We start from the raw sequence: 19,289 nt of genomic DNA, 5'->3' as shown, positions 1-19,289 counted from the left end.
CCCTCTACATTTGCATGCAGTAAACTTAAAAGCAATATACTATGAAGAGAAACGGATTTAGAACAGTTGTTGTATTAGCTTTGACCATATTTCTATTGAATGCTCCGGTTTGTGCTACAGCTCCCAGATTGCAGGATACTTGTGCGGAGGCGGGGGATGAGGCTGCATTGCGGCCTGAGTGGATGAGGATTCTCCATGATACACTTCCTATATGTAAGATTTCTATTCCCGGTTCACACGATAGTGGTAGTATCAAAGGAGGGCATATGTTGAAAACGCAAGCAACAGATATTCCTGCCCAATTGCAACAAGGCATCCGCGCTTTTGATATCCGTTTGGAAAAGAAGGATAATAAACTGGGGGTGTTTCACAGCCATGCCTTTCAGGATATATATTGGGAAGATGATGTTTTACCTGCTTTTATACACTTTTTGCAAACATATCCTTCTGAGACTTTGATTGTTTCTTTGAAAAAGGAAGGGGGAGAATCGCGGGATTATGCTTCTCTGCTGTCTGCTTCTTTAAGCAACCCTAAATATCAAAGTTATTTCGTGATGGACTTTCGTCCTGAACTGACGCTGAAAGATTGCCGTGGAAAGATTCTTTTCCTGCATAGGGATTATGCTATGGATAATTATCCTGGAGCAGCATGTGTAGGTTGGGAGGATGACAGCACTTGCCTGCTCACTCTTCGCAATAAAGATGGTAAGGAAGGGATAGCTCTGCTTGAAGATGAGTATCAATATGAATCGGGTGAGGAGGCCGGGAAGAAGGTCGGGGTTTGTATTCATAATATTGAAGGGATATCTGTTGAGCCGGTTTCTTCACGTCGGTGGGGGATTACTTTTGTAAGTGCGACGGGTCTGCCCTTGGGAACCCCTAAAGTCTTTGCTGATAAGGTGAACAAGTCTATTGCTGACTATTTAAAACAAAAGAATAGCCGGAATTGTGGTATTGTTTTTATCGATTTTGTCTGTGAACCTGGAGGAAAAGATTTGGTGGAATATTTGATTGACAGTAATGTTTGCGCAAAATGAAGATTTATATGCGCAATTGGGAATACTGAAAAAAAAGCATTTTTTTAATTTTGCACATGTTGAACACCTTAATGTTATATACTATGAAACTGTCAATAGATTTAGGAGGAACCAATATTCGAATAGCCCAAGTGGAAAAAGGGAACTGCTTGAATAAAGTGTCGGTTCCATGTTTAGCTCAGCAAGATGCTTCTACTGTGTTAAACCAGCTTTCCCAGCTTATTCGGAATATGATGAATGAGCAGGTAGATGGTATCGGTATCGGTGTCCCTTCAATTGTTGATCCGGAGAAAGGAATTGTATATAATGTAGCAAATATATCTTCTTGGAAAGAAATACACTTGAAGGAGATTTTGGAGAACGAATTCAAGGTGGCAGTTGCCATTAATAATGATTCCAACTGTTTCACTTTAGGGGAGAGCCTATACGGCGAAGGAAAATCTTACACCAATATGGTAGGCGTTACTATTGGGACCGGAATTGGAGCTGGTGTTGTCATTGACCGCCATTTGTATGGTGGGCAATATATGGGAGCCGGTGAGATAGGCTCATTTCCTTATTTGGACTCTGATTTTGAACACTATTGCAGTAGTTTCTTGTTTAAACGTTATGGAACTACCGGTGCGGTAGTAGCTGAAAAAGCCCAGCAAGGAGAACAAACTGCATTGGAGATTTGGAAAGAGTTTGGGAGGCATTTGGGCAATCTTATAAAGGCAATTCTTTTTGCCTATGCTCCCCAAGCTATTGTTTTAGGAGGCGGTATCGTATCGGCTTTTCCTTTCTTTAAAGATGCTATGGAACAAACAATGCAAAGTTTCCCCTACAAAATCATATCGGATAATGTGAGGGTAGTGGCTTCGCATAAAAAGGATTCCAGTCTATTGGGTGCTGCCGCTCTTCTTGAGTAATAATCCCTATACGATTTAATTGAAAAAATAATAAACGTTTTATTGTTATATTGTTTCACGGATAAATAAGGGCTGTTAGAGAAATACTCCTTTTGTAATAACTATGTAATTCTGCTTTCTGACCTTTGTGGCAGAATTATAATTTTTATATTATAAACTTTAAATTTTGAATGCATGAAACAAGTAAATCTTAGAATCTATCGAACGATTCTGACCCTATTGTTGGGGCTGTTCTTGTCGGCAGGTGCTTATGCACAGCAGATTTCTGTGAAAGGAACAGTAAAGGATCAGAATGGCGAACCAGTGATTGGTGCCAATGTCCTTGTCAAGGGGACGACGAATGGGGTAATTACGGATGTGGACGGAAAGTTCGCATTACAAACCACAGAAAAAGATGTTTTGGAAATCAGCTTTCTGGGGTATAAAACGCAAGAAGTAAAGGCATCGTCGAAGCCTATTACCATAATTTTGCAGGAAGATGCGGAATTGCTTGACGAAGTGGTGGTCATTGGCTATGGAACGAGTCGTAAGGAAGACTTGTCCACCGCGGTTTCTACAGTGAAAATGGATGATAAGTTGAAAAGCCGTCCTGCAAATTTAGGTTCTTATTTGCAAGGACAAATGCCGGGAGTCATGATACAGTCCAATGGTGGAGACCCGATGTCCGATGTCTCTCTGTCTATCCGTGGGCGTGGTTCGCGTGGTACGGACGACAGTTATAACAGCGGTGATGGTGTGCTCTATGTGGTCGACGGCGTGCCGGGAGCCCCTTTCAACATGGAAGATGTGGAAAGTATCACTGTGCTGAAAGACGCTGCTTCTGCTGCCATCTATGGTGCTAGCGTAGGTTCGGGCGGTGTGGTTGTGGTAACCACCAAGCAGGCTTCCGCAGGCAAGGTGAAGGTGAACATCAACATTTCCAAGAGCTTTAAGAACGCTGTGAACCTGCCGGAGACGCTGACTGCCGAAGAGTATAACAGAATCTGGGCTGATGCTTGTACGGCTACCGGTGACCCTCTCCACGCTTCCAGAAACCCGGAGATTTTCCCTTATGGCAACGTTACCCGTACCGATTGGATGGATGCCATCTTCCGCACCGGCTCGCTGGAACACTATGCCCTCTCTCTGTCGGGGGGTAGCGATACGATGAAGGGTTTCGCTTCGTTTGCTTATGATGACGACAAGGGGGTGCTCCTCAATACCTATGCCCGCAAGTTCTCTGCCAAGGCCAATCTGGACTTCCAGGTGGTAAAATGGCTAAAGGTGAGCGAGCGTGTCAGCTACGAATATAAAAACGGACAGGGCGATGTAGGTACCGGTCACGAAGGTGTGCTCAATCAGGCTGTCTTCTTCCCCCGCTCGGCAAGTATATATGACTACGACAAAGAGGGAAAATTGATGATTGATGAAAAAACAGGCAAACCGCTTTACCATGGCACTATCCCCCGTTGGGCATCTGCAGAGGGCATCAATAGTCCTTACGGTGAGATGCGCAACCCTGTTGCCATGTTGGAACGCCTCGACCAGATACGACCTTCCAACCGCATCTACTCTACTACTTCGTTTGAGTTGAAGCCTGTTTCGGGTCTTACGGTGAAGAGTGACTTTACTGCCGGAATCGACATTCGTACGGAAGACATATTCAATTGCCGTGTTCCCGAAATCGGTCGCCCAAATTCTGATAACTCTCGCGATAAGACCAATACTTGGAACAGCAAGCTTTTGTGGGAAACTACAGCCACTTATGCCAAGGTGTTTGCCGACAAGCATCACTTCAGTCTCATGGCGGGTTACTCCATGAGCTACGAAAAGTATAAATATGACGCTTACTACACTACCGGCTACGTCAATGAGGATCGTCACTCCATTACCAACGGCCAGGCAGGCGAATGGAGCAAATTTCAGCCGGAGGAAAACATTTGGGAGGAAAGTATGTTGTCGGTATTCGCTCGTCTGGGCTACTCTTACGAAGACCGCTACTTCCTTACTGCTAGCGTGCGCCGCGATGCCACTTCCAAACTCTATAAGGATAACAACTCCGGCGTGTTCCCTGCATTCTCGGCTTCTTGGAAGATTTCTTCCGAAGAATTCTTTGAACCTTTGAAGAATGTGGTGAATCTGCTGAAAGTCCGCGGAAGCTGGGGACAGGTAGGTAACGTGGCATTGGTTCCGCGCTATTCTTGGAATGTGCCTCTGAATGAAACCGATTGGGCGATGATTTATGGTAAAGATTTGAACAACATTGTATATGGTGGTGTATATGCCGGTTCTATCGGTACGAAAGACTTGAAGTGGGAGACCACCGAGCAGTGGGGAGTAGGTTTGGACATGGGCTTGCTGGACAACAGCCTGAATCTTACTGTGGACTACTTTAATAAGCGCACGAAAGACCTTATCGAGGTGGTGCCTGTTCCTTCGGTGGCAGGTATCTCTGTCTCTCCTTACGGCAACGTGGGCGATGTGGTGAACCGTGGTTGGGAATTCGGCTTGAGCTACAGCAAGAAGATAGGACACGTGACATTTGGTGTAAACGGTAACCTTTCTACTGTTCACAATGAAGTGCTCGACCTTGGTAACCTTGAATTCATGCAACACAATGTGGTAATCAACAGTCTTACCCCGTTGCGTTCCGCCGTGGGCCATCCTTGGTATTCTTATTACGTGCTGAAGACCGAAGGTATCTTCCAGAGTCAGGAAGAGATAGACAACTTTACTTGGAGAGACCCCGAAACGGGCATCAAGCAAAAAGTGCAGCCCAATGCCAAGCCCGGTGACTTCAAGTATGTGGACTTCAACAACGATGGCAAGATTACCGATGATGACAAGCAATATCTGGGCAGCTATATGCCTAAGATTACTTTCGGCTTTGGCGGTAACTTGCAGTGGAAAGGCATCGACTTCAGCTTCCAGTTCCAAGGTGTGGGGAAATCCACCGTTTACAACGGCTTCAAGCAGATGGGTTACACCGGTCGCGGACAGGGTGGCAATATGCTTGCCGACGTAAAGAACTCCTGGGAATATAACAAGACTTCGGGCGTGCCCAGAATCGGTTTGATTTCCGATCCTAATGGAAACTACAACAGCTTGAACGACTTCTTCTTGGAAGATGCCAGCTACCTCCGCCTGAAGAACGTTACCATCGGCTACACATTGCCCGACAATGTGATGAGAGCCATCGGTCTGCCGGGCAGCACGGCTCGTTTCTACCTGAACGGCGAAAACCTCTTTACGGCTACCGATTATAGTGGTATCGACCCCGAAGTAGGAAACTTTGGTATCGACGGAGGTACATATCCCGTGGCACGCTCTTTCAGTATCGGATTTAACTTTAGCTTCTAAATGAAAACCAAACTCTAAAAAACAGTAGATTGAAATGAAAAAATATAAAACTATAGCATTGTCGCTCTTGCTGGGCTTTTCATTGGCCGCCTGCAGTGATTTCCTGGAATTCGACCCTTATGGACTGGAGGGCAGTACCAATTTCTGGAAAACGGAAGAAGATGTGGAAAAGGCGTTGAATGCTTTCCATGAGTTCACCTACCAAGAAGGAGTGACGGGCCGCGGATTCATGTGGTTTGAGAATTGTAGTGACAACATGGTGACCGGTCGTTCACAGAGTGAGGCACAGGCCATTAAGGATTTCCAAATGACCCCGGAAAACGGTCGCGACCAAAAAGACAATTGGCCGTGGATGTACCGCATCATTGCCCGTGCCAACGATGTGTTGCGCAATGTGCCCGACATGTCCATCTCCGGGAGTGTAAAGAACCGCGCCATCGGTCAGGCACGCTTCTACCGCGGTTTCAGCTATTTGTGGCTGGCTCCTTGGTATGGCGATAACGGTGTGAACGGCGGTATTCCTATCGTAACGGAAAAAACGCCGACTGCCGAAATAGACCAACCGCGTCCGACTTCGGTGCTTGCCAACTATGACATGATTATAGAAGACATGCGCGCTGCCGCCGATTTGCTTCCCTATTTGTCCGAAATGGCCAACGAAGACTATGGTCGTCCTCACAAGGCTGCATGCTGGGCATTTGCAGCTCGTGCGGCACTTTACGCTTCGCAGTTCGATGCTAAGTATTACGACACGGTTATCGAGATGTGTGACAAGGTGATGGGTATGACAGGCGCGGATAAACGTGGCCTCTATCCCGACTTTGCCCGTCTGTGGCGCGAAGAGAACAACTTCTGCGAAGAATACATCTTCTCGTTGCTGGGTAATGCAGTGGAAGGTCCTAAATTCCATGGCATGTCGTTTGAGAACGGTGGCTGGGGATTGTATAATACGTGGGGGTACTTCCAGCCTACGCTTGAGCTTTACAACGCTTACGAAGCAGGTGACGAGCGCCGTGACGCTACTATCCTTTATCCGGGCGACCATATCCAGTTTGTGGGGCAGGATGTTACATGGGCGGTAGGCTCATGGGCTACATCAAGCACGTCAGGCTTGACCTGGAGAAAATTCATGTCTCCTTGGGAAAACGCCGACTGTATAGGAAAAAAAGTGAACTCCAATATGAACAATGCCAGCAACGTGCTGGGCACTTGCCTTATCCGTTATGCCGACATTCTGTTGATGAAGGCAGAAGCTCTTATCTGGAAGAACGGCGAAGGTGATTCCGAGGCCAAGTCTCTGCTGAATCAGATTCGCAAGCGTGCCGGATTGCCTGAAAACAGCCAAGCCACCAAGGTGCAATTGAAGAACGAACGCCGTTGTGAACTTGCATTTGAGTTCCAACCCAGTCGCCACCTTGACCTCGTGAGATGGCACGATGCACAGGAAGCTTATGCCAAGCCGTTGCATGGGGTGAAGACCACTACTAACCCTGACGGCTCATTTAATGTGCAGGAGGTTGAAATCTGGCCTGCACGTACATTCAATCCGAATGTAAACCATGTGTTCCCGATTCCTGCCAAAGAGGTGGCAAACAGCAAGAACTTGAAGCAGAATGTTTATTAATGTTTAAATAAATCAATAAAATGAATACGAGATTTTATCCTTATATCATATTGGTGCTCTTCGTGATGGTCTTTGGGGGATTTTTCTCCAAAGCCAAGGCGCAGGACAACCGGTTTAAAGTGATTACTTTCAATGTCTTGTCCTTCGAACAGGAGGATAAATGGGGGGAGCGTAACTCTTTTGATGTGACTCCTTATTCCGACTTCTTGAAAGATGAAAATGCGGACTTTATCATACTCAATGAGGTGGAGAACAGAAGTTCCCGCCAGATGAGAGATGGAAAATATATAGATAAAGTGCAGGAAATTGCCGATAAGTTGGGTATGTTTGCCATCTATGGCTATTCTTATAACCTGAATAACAAGCAGGGACAAAACCCCGAAGAGAACTATACCTATTGCATGAACGAGCTTTATGGTAACGCCATTTTGAGCAGATACCCTATTATCGCTTCTCGTACAATGCAGCTTCCCCGTCCGGCAGGTTCTTCTGACCAGCGTGGTGCCGTGATTGCCGAGGTGGCGTTGCCTTCGGGCGACATCATTGCTGTGGTTGCCACTCACTTCGACCATACCGGAGGACAGCAGGAACAGGCGGAAGCATTGATTGCATTCTTGAACGATACCAAGGTGCCTGCTCTTCTGGCCGGTGACTTGAACGTTTATCCCGGTGCTTCGCCCATAGAGCTTATTGGAACTGAATTTGACCAAATGGGGAACCATTGGGTAGATTATATCTTTGCTTCCAAAGGCGGTTGGAATAAAATTAGTGAAAAGTTTGTGGATGCAGGAAAGCTTTCTGACCATGATCCGGTAATAGTTGAGGTTGAACTTAAAAAGTAATACGATAACGATATGAAAAAGAATATATTATATACATTCGCCGCACTAGGATTCTGCTCAGTACTGGCAGGCTCCTGTATCGCAGAGGACCTTGGAGTGGGCAATATCAAGCAGGAAGAGAACGCTAACTCCGATTGGAACAAAACCAGAAGCGTGGAAGTTCACTTTTTGTCGGCACTGAATGACGCCAACATTGGGGAAACCGATGCGATTGTCAATCATATCAACGCGTTGGGCGAGGATTGTTCCATTGGTGTGATAGACCGTGTGGACGTAAGCGGTGGCAGCAATATGGCCACTCATATCTCTTTTGCCACCAGCCGTTTTCCCGGTTATGCATTGAATAAGGTTGTTAAGAATGGAAATGGCATTGCTACGGAAGGCTCTCTTATCTTGTACAATCACAAGAACAATGCTGAAGAAGGATTCAAGGTGAGTAACGATTGCTTCATCAAGTTTATCAGCATTATGTGCAAGAGTATGGTGAAGGAGAACCAGAAGGACATATTGGTGCCTTTCGCTACGGCACGTTTTAGCTCTAAAGAGCAGATAAATGCTGCAAAATCGGCACTGGGAACCGTTGTGGACAGCAGGCACAATGGTGTGTTGATTGGTACTGTGAAAAGCAATCTTGTGGAGGACTTGAAGAGGGTTGCAGAGTCCATCAGCAACGTAAAGTTTAGCCAAGCTGATATTGCAGCCGGAGAATATGCTATCTTTATGGTTGCAGACAAATCGTGGGTTCTTCGTGAGACTACCACAAATTCAGTGTCCGGCAATGTGAAAGATTATTGTCTGGCCATTGAACCGGGTGTGGAATGATAAAATAGACCTCATTGCCATTGGTCTGATCTGCAAGGGTTGGTGTGCGTGGCATATCGGCTCTTGCAGAATTTTGTTATATGGGAAGGTTTTGTTATCTTTCCTCTGAAGAAAAAATGATTTCTTTATTATGGCGGTGTAAAAAACTCATGCTTTTTATGTACTTTTGTGTCTGTAAGAGTAGGAAAACATCGTAAACAATAACTTGAAAAACATTCATCTCAATGAATTTGAAAGAACTTCTGTATGCCGTTTTGGTCGGTGTAGTGTGTGGGGCTTGTTCGTCCGATGTGAAACAGCCTGTTGATTGCGTAGACCCGTTCATCGGTACCGGCTTCCACGGACATACCTATCCGGGGGCGACTGTGCCTTTCGGGGCAGTGCAACTGAGTCCCGACACGCGTGCCGGAAACTGGGATGCCTGTGCGGGGTACCACTATGACGACAGCACTTTGAAGGGATTTTCGCATACCCACCTTAGCGGCACCGGCTGCATTGACTTGGGCGACGTCCTGTTTCGCCCCACTACACAAAAGCCGGACTTGACGGCCGAAACGCTTTGTCTTCCTGCGGCTTTCAGCCATAAAGAAGAGGAGGCTTCCGCCGGATATTATTCCGTCGTGCTGAAAGAAGAAGGTATAAAGGTGGAACTGACGGCAACCGCCCATGCCGGTGTGCACCGCTACACATTCCCCGCTGGAAAGGAAGCGGCTGTCATCATCGACTTGGCACATCTGCTCGATAACGAACATATCTATGAAGCTACACTGGAACAGACGTCCGACTATGAGATTGCCGGTATGCGCCGCACTAGGGGATGGACGGATAACCAGTATGTCTATTTTGTGGCGCAATTCTCTAAACCTTTTAAGACGGTGGACTTTGTGCAGGAACGGAAACCGGTTGCTACACAGGCAAAATTGACCGGTACCCACTTGCAGGCTTGCTTGGCTTTTGACAACAGCGACGGAGAACCCTTGGTGGCAAAAGTCGGGCTGTCCGTTGTCAGCGAAAAGAATGCACGTGAAAATTTGGAATTCGAAGTGGCGGATTTCGATTTCGATACCGTGCGCAGTGCTGCTCGTACTGCTTGGGAACAGGCGCTCTCTGCCATTGTGGTAGAAGGCGGCAATGCGGACGACAGGAAGATTTTCTATACGGCTTTGTATCATTCGATGGTGGTGCCCAATGTGGTGAGCGATGTGAATGGTGAGTATCGCCGTCACGACATGACGACAGGCAGGATGCCCGAGGGCAGGAAGCATTACTCCACTTTCTCCTTGTGGGACACTTTCCGTGCTTGGAATCCGCTGATGACACTACTCGATGCCGGATTGGTGAATGACATGGTGAACTCTTTCCTGGATATTTATGATGCTTCGGGCGAACTTCCCATCTGGCCTCTTTCTGCCGGAGAGACGGGGACGATGATAGGCTATCACTCCGCTTCTGTCATAGCAGATGCTTATCTGAAAGGCATCCGTGGGTTTGATGCCGAGAAAGCGCTGGAAGCAATGGTAGCCTCTGCCGAGAAGAACGAAAAAGGGGCGGACTGCTATGTGCGGAACGGTTTCATCCCCTCGAACATCAAGCGGGAATCTATCTCTTGCCTGCTGGAATTTGCCTACGATGACTGGTGCATAGCCCGCATGGCGCAAGAGATGGAGAAAGAAGATATTTGCAAGACATTCATTGCACGTTCGCAAAACTATGTGAATGTGTTTGATGGGGCTACCAAGTTTTTCCGTCCCAAACGGATGGATGGCAACTGGGAAGCACCGTTCAAGCCGTTGGAGGTGGGACGTGCCTATACGGAGGCCACTGCCTGGCAATATCGTTTCTTTGTGCCGCATGATGTGAACGGCATGATGCAGTTGTTTGGCGGCAAGGATGATTTTGTAGTGGCACTCGATTCCATATTCTCTTCGGACTTGAAGCTGGAAGGGGAACTTTCGGACATCACCGGCTTGATAGGTCAGTATGTGCATGGCAATGAGCCGAGCCATCATATCGCTTATCTGTATGACTATGTCGGTCAGCCTTGGAAAACCCAGGAACTGACACGCCGGTTGCTGCGTGAGATGTATGCACCCACTCCCGAAGGCATCATCGGTAACGAAGATTGCGGGCAGATGTCGGCATGGTATATCCTTTCAAGTCTGGGCTTCTATTCCGTGTGTCCCGGTAGCAATGAATTTGCACTGACCACGCCGCTGTTTGATAAGGCGGTGATAAGGCTGGCCAACGGAAAGACATTGTCTGTGCTTGCCAACAATCCGGAAAAGAATATCTACATAAACAAGGTAGAACTGAATGGAGAAGCCATAGAGGGTAACTTCATTACCTATGAACAGCTGATGGAAGGGGGCGAATTGCGTTTTACGCTGACAGACAAGCCGGACAAGAGCCGTGGAGTTTCGGAAGAGTCGGCGCTTTACTCTTATACTAAGGAGCATGTGGTGTCTGTCCCATACGTTGACAAAGACCTGAATCTGTTTATGGATAAGATAACGGTGGCACTGGCCACGGTAACGGCAGGAGCAGAAGTGAGATATACGCTGGATGGAAGCGAACCTACAGAACTGTCACCGCTCTATGAAAAGCCGCTGGAACTGGACCAGACTACTCCCATAAAGGCAAAAGGATTCAAGGACGGATTCTGCCCAAGCCATACACTCTCCATCATGGCCACCAAGGCTGAGATGAAACCTGCACTTGCAGTCTGTCCTGTGCGGAACGGCACATCCTACAAATATTTCGAGGGTACTTACCGGAAGGTGGCGGATATAGAGAAGAGTCCGTTGCTTGATATCGGTATCATGGCAGAACCTTCCATCAAGGAGGCACGTCAGGAAGACCACTTCGGCTATATCTTCTCCGGTTTGATAGAGGTGCCCGAAGATGGAATCTACACCTTTATGACTCGTTCGGACGATGGCAGCGTATTGTACATTGATGATGAGATGGTGGTGAATAACGATGGTTCGCACGCCGCTATTCCTGCTACGGGGACTGTGGCACTGAAGAAAGGATTCCATGCTTACAAGCTGTATTACTTTGAGGATTACGAAGGAGAAGAGCTGGGTTGGGGCTGGAAACTTCCTTCGGCACAGGAGCTGTCACCTATTCCTGCTTCTGCATTGTATGTGAAATAGTCAAAAAACAGATAACCATGAAGAAAATAGCTTTATTACTTTTCCCGCTTCTGCTCGTATCGTGCGGACAGGAGAAACAGGACAAGCCTGCCGTGCAGGAATCTACTATGAATGTGATGTCTTTCAATATAAGGTATGACAATCCAGAAGACAGCCTGAACAATTGGCGGTACAGGAAAGACCGTGCGGCCAATGCCATCCGCTTTTATGATGCGGACATTGTGGGCATGCAGGAGGTGCTGCACAACCAGTTGCAGGACTTGCAGCAGCGCCTTCCGGATTATGGAGTGATAGGTGTGGGTCGCATAGATGGTAAGGAAAAAGGAGAATATAGCGCGCTCTGGTATAAGAAAGAGCGTTTTGAGGTACTTGATTCCGGCACATTCTGGCTGAGCGAAACGCCCGAAGTGGCAGGTTCCAAAGGTTGGGACGGTGCTTGTGAACGTGTTGCCTCATGGGCGAAATTGAAAGACAAGGTTTCGGACAAGGAGTGCCTGGCCATGAACACGCACTTGGATCATGTGGGCGTTGTGGCACGCCGCGAGGGAATCAGCCTTATCTTGAATAAAGTGAAAGAATTGGGTAACGGGATGCCGGTGGTGCTGACCGGAGACTTTAACTCTACACCGGAGTCGGATGTCATCAAGCATATCACCAACCCGGAAGATCCGGGACATCTGACGGATGCACGCACGGTGTCGCCCGTAGTATATGGACCTGCATGGAGTTTCCACGATTTCGGCAGCATTCCCTACGAACGTCGTTCACTGATAGATTATGTGTTTGTGGGCAACGGATGGAAAGTGCTGAAATATGGTGTGTTGGCCGAGATGGAAAACGGGGCTTTCTTGTCGGACCATGCTCCGGTGCTGGTGACGGTAGAATGAAATGATATGTCGTAATTCACCACAGAGGACACAGAGTTCTACAGAGTTTTTTTGAATTATGAATTAAGAGAAGAATTTGTGTCAATCTGTGTAATTTGTGGTGAAAAATAAAAAATAGAAAGATGAAAAGAATAGTAAAGATAAGTGTATGGGCACTTTTGGCAATCGTGTTGCTGCCCGTTGGAACATCGGCACAAAGCCGTCGTGACAAAGAACAGACCTACGTGTTGGAACAACCGTATGAAGTGACCAAAATAACGCCTCCGCAAGGCAAGAAGGTGAAGAACGTCATCCTAATGATTGGCGACGGAATGAGCTTGATGCACGTTTATTCGGCATGGACCGCAAACAGGGGAAAGCTTTTCCTGGACAACTGCCAGGCGGTGGGTTTGTCTAAGACTTATTGTGCCGACAAGCTGATTACGGACTCCGGTGCCGGAGGAACGGCGATTGCCACCGGACAAAAGACCAATTACCACTATGTGGGAGTGGATACGGAAGGACGACCTTTGAAATCTCTGATTGATTTGGCTTCGGAAAAAGGAAAATCAACGGGTCTGGCAGTGACCTGCCGCCTATGGGATGCTACTCCTGCCGACTTCTGCTGTCACAACAAGGACAGGGATGCAGAAGAGGATGTGGTGACGGGATATGTGGATTGCAAGGTCGACTATGTGTTTGGCGGCGGTGCACAATACTTCGAGAACCGGAAGGACGGACGCAATTTGTTTGAAGAACTGCGTACGAAGGGTTTCCAGACACCCCGCACTTGGGACGAACTGGCGGCTATAGGGAGTGGCAAGGTGTTCGCAGTGCCTTATCCAAAGGATACACCTCTTCCGGCAGAGCGTGGCGACCTCTTGGCGCGTGCATCCTTGAAAGGTATCGAATTACTGAATCAGAACAAGAAAGGGTTCTTCATGATGATAGAGGGCTCGCAGCTGGATGATTACGGACATTTCAACGACCTGGACTTGCTGATGCAGGAAACGCACGACTTTGACCGTACCATCGGAGCTATCTATGAATGGGCTGCTAAGGACGGCGAAACGCTGGTTGTAGTGACGGCCGACCATGAAACCGGAGGACTTACGCTTGTGGACGGCGATTTGAAACAAGGCAAGATTGTCTGCAAGTTTTCCACCGGCAGCCATAGCGGTGTGATGGTGCCTGTATATGCTTTTGGTCCCGGAGCGGAAGAATTTACCGGAATCTATGAGAATACGACCATCTTTGATAAAATAAAGAAGTTGCTTAAATTATAACCAAATAACTCTATTTCCCATGCTGAAACATGTTTTATTGGCAGGTCTGTTGTCGCTCTCGGTGGGTTCGTCGCTCAATGCCCAGAGCTGTGGCAACGATGAGAAGTATCGTCTGCCCTACAAGAATACTTATGTGAAAGAACCGTTGGTCACTGAAAACGAATATCGTGTGGCAAAACCTGAGACGATTGTGCCGAAAAGCTTCGAAGAAGCCCGGCAGATTCTTCCCAATCCCATTTGGGGTGGACATGACAAGGAACTTGAAATGTATTGGAAGGCATGGGAAATAGCTATCGGTAATATTCGTGCTCCTCAAGCAGGCTCGGGTTTTGTCTCAAGCTATTTGGATACAGCTTATAATGGTAATATCTTTATGTGGGATTCCTCTTTCATTCTGATGTTTGCCCGCTATGGTACCCGTTTCTTTCCTTTCCAGAATACGCTGAACAACTTTTACGCCAAGCAGCATCCCGACGGTTTCATTTGCCGTGAAATAAAGGCAGATGGTGCCGATTGCTTTGAACGCTATGATCCGGTGAGTACCGGACCGAATTTGATGCCTTGGTGTGAGATGGTCTATTTCCATCAGTTTGGTGATACAGAACGCCTGCACAAGATATTTCCGGTACTTTGTGCTTATTATAAGTGGTTGAAATTGAACCATACTTGGAGAAATGGAACCTACTGGTCAAGCGGATGGGGAACCGGCATGGATAATATGCCCCGTGTTCCGTCGGAATACAGCCCTATCTACAGTCACGGGCATATGATTTGGTTGGATACAAACCTACAGCAATTATTTACTGCCAATTTACTACTTGAGATGGGCTTTTATCTGGAACGTTGGCAAGAGATAGAAGAGTTTGAAGACGAAGCCAAAATGCTGGGAAAATATATCCATGACAATCTTTGGGATGAAAAGACCGGTTTCCTTTATGACCAATATGCTGACGGTACTCTCTGTACAACCAAGGGAATAGGTGCCTATTGGGCTCTGTTTACTGATGTATTGGATTCTGTACAGTTGGACCGTATGGTGAAGGAATTGGATAATCCTGCCACATTCAACCGGAAACACCGTATTCCTTCTTTGTCTGCCGATAATCCCAAATACAAGGAGAATGGCCGTTATTGGCAGGGTGGCGTATGGCCGGGAACTAATTACATGGTGATGCAGGGACTTGTGCAGAAAGGTTATGGTAAACTGGCACGGGAGATTTGTTTGAATCATTATGCTCAAGTGTTTGAGGTCTATAAGAAGACTGGAACTTTTTGGGAATATTATGCTCCGGAAAGTGCTGAGCCGGGATTTATGGCAAGGGATAATTTTGTAGGTTGGGCAGGACTTCCTCCTATTGCCGAATTGATAGAATTTATTATCGGTATTCGGGGAGATTATGCCAAAAAGCAGATTATCTGGGATATGAATTTGACGGAGACTAACGGCATAGAACGTTATCCTTTTGGTCCCGAAGGGCTTATTTCCTTAAAAGCTGAGGCACGCCGTTCGGCAAGTGATGAACCTCGTATTACAGTAGATTCCAATATCGATTTTGAACTGTGTGTACTCTATGGTGGAAAAGAGAAAAAGATAAATGTGACATCCGGTAAGCATACCTATTAAAGAAGACATCAATCATGAAAAACAATATGTCAAGACGCCAATTTCTGAAGACTGGCGGGCTTGCCTTGGCTGCAATGACCTTTCAGCCCGCTTCCGTGTTATCTTCATCCGGGACTTTGAGCCAGAGATATGTTTCGTTGCGTCCTTCTGCAAGCAAAAGGAGCTTCATTTCGAAGGCAGTAGATGCTGCCATTGAAGAAGCAAAGCCTAAAATAAAGGACGAGAAGTTGCGCTGGATGTTCGAGAACTGTTTTCCCAATACGCTTGACACTACTGTCAGATATAGAGTGAAGAATGGCAGACCGGATACTTTCGTCATTACAGGTGATATAGATGCCATGTGGCTGCGCGACTCTTCAGCGCAAGTATGGCCCTATCTGCCGTTGATGAAGAAAGATAGGGACTTGCAGCTGATGGTGGCAGGACTTGTCAACAGACAGACTGAATGTATCTTGATAGACCCGTATGCCAATGCCTTCAACGACGGGCCGTTGGGCAGCTATTGGGAAACCGACCATACACAACATATGGTTAAGGAACTGCATGAACGCAAATGGGAGATAGATTCTTTGTGCTATCCCATTCGTTTGGCCTATCATTATTGGCAATACACGGAAGACACGTCTGTGTTCGATGAAAATTGGCATAAAGCGATGCTGCTGGTGGTCAAGACCTTTAAAGAGCAACAGAGGAAACAAGGCTTAGGACCTTATAGCTTTACGCGCGATTGCGACCGCCCTACAGATTCGCAGATTAACAACGGATGGGGAGCACCGGTAAAGCCGGTCGGCTTAATCGTTTCTTCTTTCCGTCCGTCAGATGATGCTACACAATACGGTTTTCTGATTCCTTCTAATATGTTTGCAGTTGTGTCATTGCGCCAATTGGCCGAGATAGAGGATAAAGTTTATGGAAACAAGGACTTCTCTGGCAAATGTATAGCACTGGCAGATGAAGTGGATGCAGCTATCCGCAGGTATGGTACTTTCAATCATCCGGTTTGTGGACGTATTTATGCTTTTGAGGTCGACGGTTTTGGTAACGCGCTTTGTATGGACGATGCCAATGTACCCAGTTTGCTGGCTGCGCCTTATCTGGGTTATTGTTCTTTTAAAGATGCGATTTACCAGAGTACCCGCAAAATGATATGGAGTGACAATAATCCTTATTTCTTTAAAGGAAAAGCCGGCGAAGGGGTAGGAGGTCCTCATGTGGGATTGAATTATATCTGGCCGATGAGCATCATTATGAAGGCTTTTACAACGGATGATTCCGAAGAAATACGTGCTTGTCTGAAGCAACTTCGTGATACGGACGGAGGGACGGGCTTTATGCATGAGTCTTTCCATTCGGAGGATGCCGCGGACTTTACTCGTTCCTGGTTTGCCTGGACAAATACTTTGTTCGGTGAACTGATATTGAAGACAATCAAGGAATATCCCAACTTATTATCCCAAATACTATGAAGATAAGATATTGGTTACTGGCTATGTCATTCATTTTTCTCTCTTGTGGGAGAGTGGCTGATGATGTAGCGGCAAACTATGGTATTATACCCATGCCGAATGAACTTGCTCCAATGCAGGGAGTGTATGTCCTGCAAGGGGAAAAAACAGTGGCTGTCCCTTCCGGGGAAGCCGCGATGAAAGTTTTTCATTATTTGGAGGATGCGTTGAAAAACACTTCTGTAACGCTGAAGGGTATTTCGGAAACGGGAAAGGCCGATATTTGCTTATCTATAGATAATTCCTTGCCCAATGAGGCCTATACATTGGAGGTTTCTTCCGATAGGATAAATATATCTTCCAATGAAACTGCCGCAGGATTTTTTTATGGTGTCCAGTCTTTGCTGCAGCTCATGCCGGCAGCCATTTATGATGGTGACCGGAAATACGAAGGAAAGATTAGGATTCCTGCTGTCAGCATTACGGATGCTCCCCGTTTCCCTCATCGTGGGGCTATGATGGATGTAGGACGTAATTTTCTGCCCAAAGAGGAAGTGCTGAAGTTTCTTGATTTGATGGCATTCTATAAATTGAATAAATTCCATTTTCATCTGACAGATGACCAAGGATGGAGAATAGAAATAAAGAAATACCCGAAACTGACTGAAATAGGTTCTTATCGTAAACAGACTCAGATAGGACACTCTGATTATTATTTTCCACGGCGTTACGATGGAAAAGAAAAGAGAGGTTATTATACGCAGGAAGAAATAAAGGAAATTGTGAAGTATGCATCCGACCGTTTCATTACGGTCATTCCCGAAATAGAAATGCCGGGGCATGCATCCGCAGCACTGGCTTCCTATCCGGAACTTTCTTGCGGATTGGGAAAGACTTATGTGGTGCGTGATTATTTTGATGTTTTTGATGAGGTCTATTGTTCCAAAGAGCATACATTTGAATTCTTACAAAATGTGCTGACCGAAGTTATGGAACTCTTCCCCAGCCATTATATCCACATTGGTGGAGATGAGTGTCCCAAGAAAGCATGGAAGAAGTGTGCCCATTGCCAGCATTTGATGAAGCGGGAAGGTCTGCCCAACGAAGAAGCTCTGCAAAGTTGGTTTATCCATCGGATTGAGCAATTTGTGAACAGTAAAGGGCGTGACATCATCGGGTGGGATGAGATTCTGGAAGGAGGGCTTGCCCCTAATGCTACCGTCATGTCATGGCGTGGCGAGAAAGGAGGTATCGAAGCGGCTCGCCAACGGCATAAAGTCATTATGACACCCGGCAAAAAGTGTTATTTGGATTACTACCAGGAAAGTCCGGAATTCGCTCCGTTGGCTATCGGCGGTTTCCTTCCATTGGATACGGTGTACAATTATAACCCGCTTCCTGCAGAACTGACTCCGGAAGAACAAGCTTATATAATAGGTGTACAAGCCAATATCTGGGGAGAGTACATACAGACTCCCGAGTATTTTGAATATATGGCTTTCCCCCGTTTGCTGGCTATGTCAGAGGTGCAATGGACACAGCCGGAACATAAGGACTTCGAGTCGTTTGCCCGTAGGCTGGATAAGGAGTTTGAACGATTGGATTATTGCGGAGTGAATGCTTGCCGCAACTTCTATGAAGTCAATCAGACTGGTGCGTGGAACAAGTCGCAGCAGACTTATGAGGTGACTTTGAACACCTTCTGTCCGGATGCCGATATTTACTATGCCGTAAATGATTCAACGGTCAACACTTCATCTTCCCTTTATGGGACTCCGATACCGTTGGACGAGGATGCAACTGTTTATTCGGCAGTTTACAGAGACGGTAAGCCGCTAGGGAAAGTGACCCGCAAGAGTTTTGCTGTAAACAAGGCAACCGGATGTGACTATACTTGTAATCCTGAAGCAGGATGGGAGCACTTGAATAAAGGCTTCGGACTAACTGATGGACGATGTGGCTATGCCCGCGACATGCGTCGCTGGATTAGCTTCTACCAGGATACTGTACAGATTGTAGTGGAACTGAAGAAACCTCAAAAAGTCAAGGAAGTTGCCTTTTCTTCTTTATGGAGGCCGGTAAATGGGATATGGCCGGCAAGAGCGATGGGTGTCTCTGTTTCAATGGATGGTCAGACTTTTATTCCGGTGGGCACTAAACGGCTGACTTATGATTTTACCTTGACGGAAGGTACCCGCTTCCCGGTATCTCTTTCATTTGCCGAAACGGAAGCTGCATTTGTCCGCTTGGAATTATTGAGTGGTGGCTTGTGCCCGAAAGGATATTTTCATGAAGGGTTGCAGAGTGAGTTGGCAATAGATGAAATAGAAATATATTAATC

The 19,289-nt window shown here is 46.8% G+C and carries 12 protein-coding genes; all 12 read left to right on the top strand.

The genetic code is table 11. The annotated features are described in order from the left end of the window. Positions 1-41: 41 nt before the first annotated feature. The 12 genes from DWY57_RS00795 (at position 42) to DWY57_RS00740 (ending at position 19,287) form a co-directional block, all read left to right on the top strand. Positions 42-1,037, top strand: coding sequence for a phosphatidylinositol-specific phospholipase C (locus tag DWY57_RS00795; protein WP_117600831.1), 996 nt, complete (start codon positions 42-44; stop codon positions 1,035-1,037). 83 nt (positions 1,038-1,120) lie between these two features. Continuing rightward, the gene (locus DWY57_RS00790; protein WP_117600832.1) at positions 1,121-1,945 is read left to right on the top strand and encodes an ROK family protein; all 825 of its coding nucleotides are present in this window, start codon (positions 1,121-1,123) and stop codon (positions 1,943-1,945) included. Between the two features lie 174 nt (positions 1,946-2,119). After that, positions 2,120-5,284, top strand: a complete 3,165-nt coding sequence (locus DWY57_RS00785) for a TonB-dependent receptor (RefSeq protein ID WP_117600833.1) — start codon at positions 2,120-2,122, stop codon at positions 5,282-5,284. A gap of 34 nt (positions 5,285-5,318) precedes the next feature. Next, a complete protein-coding gene (locus DWY57_RS00780; RefSeq protein ID WP_117600834.1) occupies positions 5,319-6,908 on the top strand; it encodes a RagB/SusD family nutrient uptake outer membrane protein in 1,590 nt (529 codons plus the stop codon). Between the two features lie 20 nt (positions 6,909-6,928). Continuing rightward, on the top strand, positions 6,929-7,750 hold the full coding sequence (locus DWY57_RS00775) for an endonuclease/exonuclease/phosphatase family protein (RefSeq protein WP_117600835.1): 822 nt from the start codon (positions 6,929-6,931) through the stop codon (positions 7,748-7,750). Between the two features lie 12 nt (positions 7,751-7,762). After that, positions 7,763-8,572 (top strand): hypothetical protein, encoded by an 810-nt coding sequence (locus DWY57_RS00770; RefSeq protein ID WP_117600836.1) that lies wholly within the window; start codon positions 7,763-7,765, stop codon positions 8,570-8,572. 224 nt (positions 8,573-8,796) lie between these two features. Next, positions 8,797-11,727, top strand: a complete 2,931-nt coding sequence (locus DWY57_RS00765) for a GH92 family glycosyl hydrolase (RefSeq protein WP_117600837.1) — start codon at positions 8,797-8,799, stop codon at positions 11,725-11,727. A gap of 17 nt (positions 11,728-11,744) precedes the next feature. After that, positions 11,745-12,614 (top strand): endonuclease/exonuclease/phosphatase family protein, encoded by an 870-nt coding sequence (locus tag DWY57_RS00760; RefSeq protein WP_119961189.1) that lies wholly within the window; start codon positions 11,745-11,747, stop codon positions 12,612-12,614. 122 nt (positions 12,615-12,736) lie between these two features. Next, positions 12,737-13,879 (top strand): alkaline phosphatase, encoded by a 1,143-nt coding sequence (locus DWY57_RS00755; RefSeq protein WP_119961188.1) that lies wholly within the window; start codon positions 12,737-12,739, stop codon positions 13,877-13,879. Between the two features lie 19 nt (positions 13,880-13,898). Further along, entirely contained in the window at positions 13,899-15,503 is a 1,605-nt protein-coding gene (locus DWY57_RS00750) for a trehalase family glycosidase (protein WP_117600840.1), read from the top strand. A 14-nt stretch (positions 15,504-15,517) separates the two neighbouring features. Then, positions 15,518-16,969: a glycoside hydrolase family 125 protein gene (locus tag DWY57_RS00745; protein WP_117600841.1), complete on the top strand. Its 1,452-nt coding sequence runs from the start codon at positions 15,518-15,520 to the stop codon at positions 16,967-16,969. Continuing rightward, complete coding sequence (locus DWY57_RS00740) at positions 16,966-19,287, top strand: glycoside hydrolase family 20 protein (protein ID WP_117600842.1); 2,322 nt, start codon at positions 16,966-16,968, stop codon at positions 19,285-19,287. Before DWY57_RS00745 ends, DWY57_RS00740 begins: the two co-directional genes overlap by 4 nt. Positions 19,288-19,289: the final 2 nt, after the last annotated feature.

The sequence above is a fragment of the Bacteroides sp. AF25-5LB genome, from assembly GCF_003602965.1.
Lineage (GTDB): Bacteria > Bacteroidota > Bacteroidia > Bacteroidales > Bacteroidaceae > Bacteroides > Bacteroides uniformis.
This window is presented reverse-complemented; position numbering and strand designations above follow the sequence as displayed.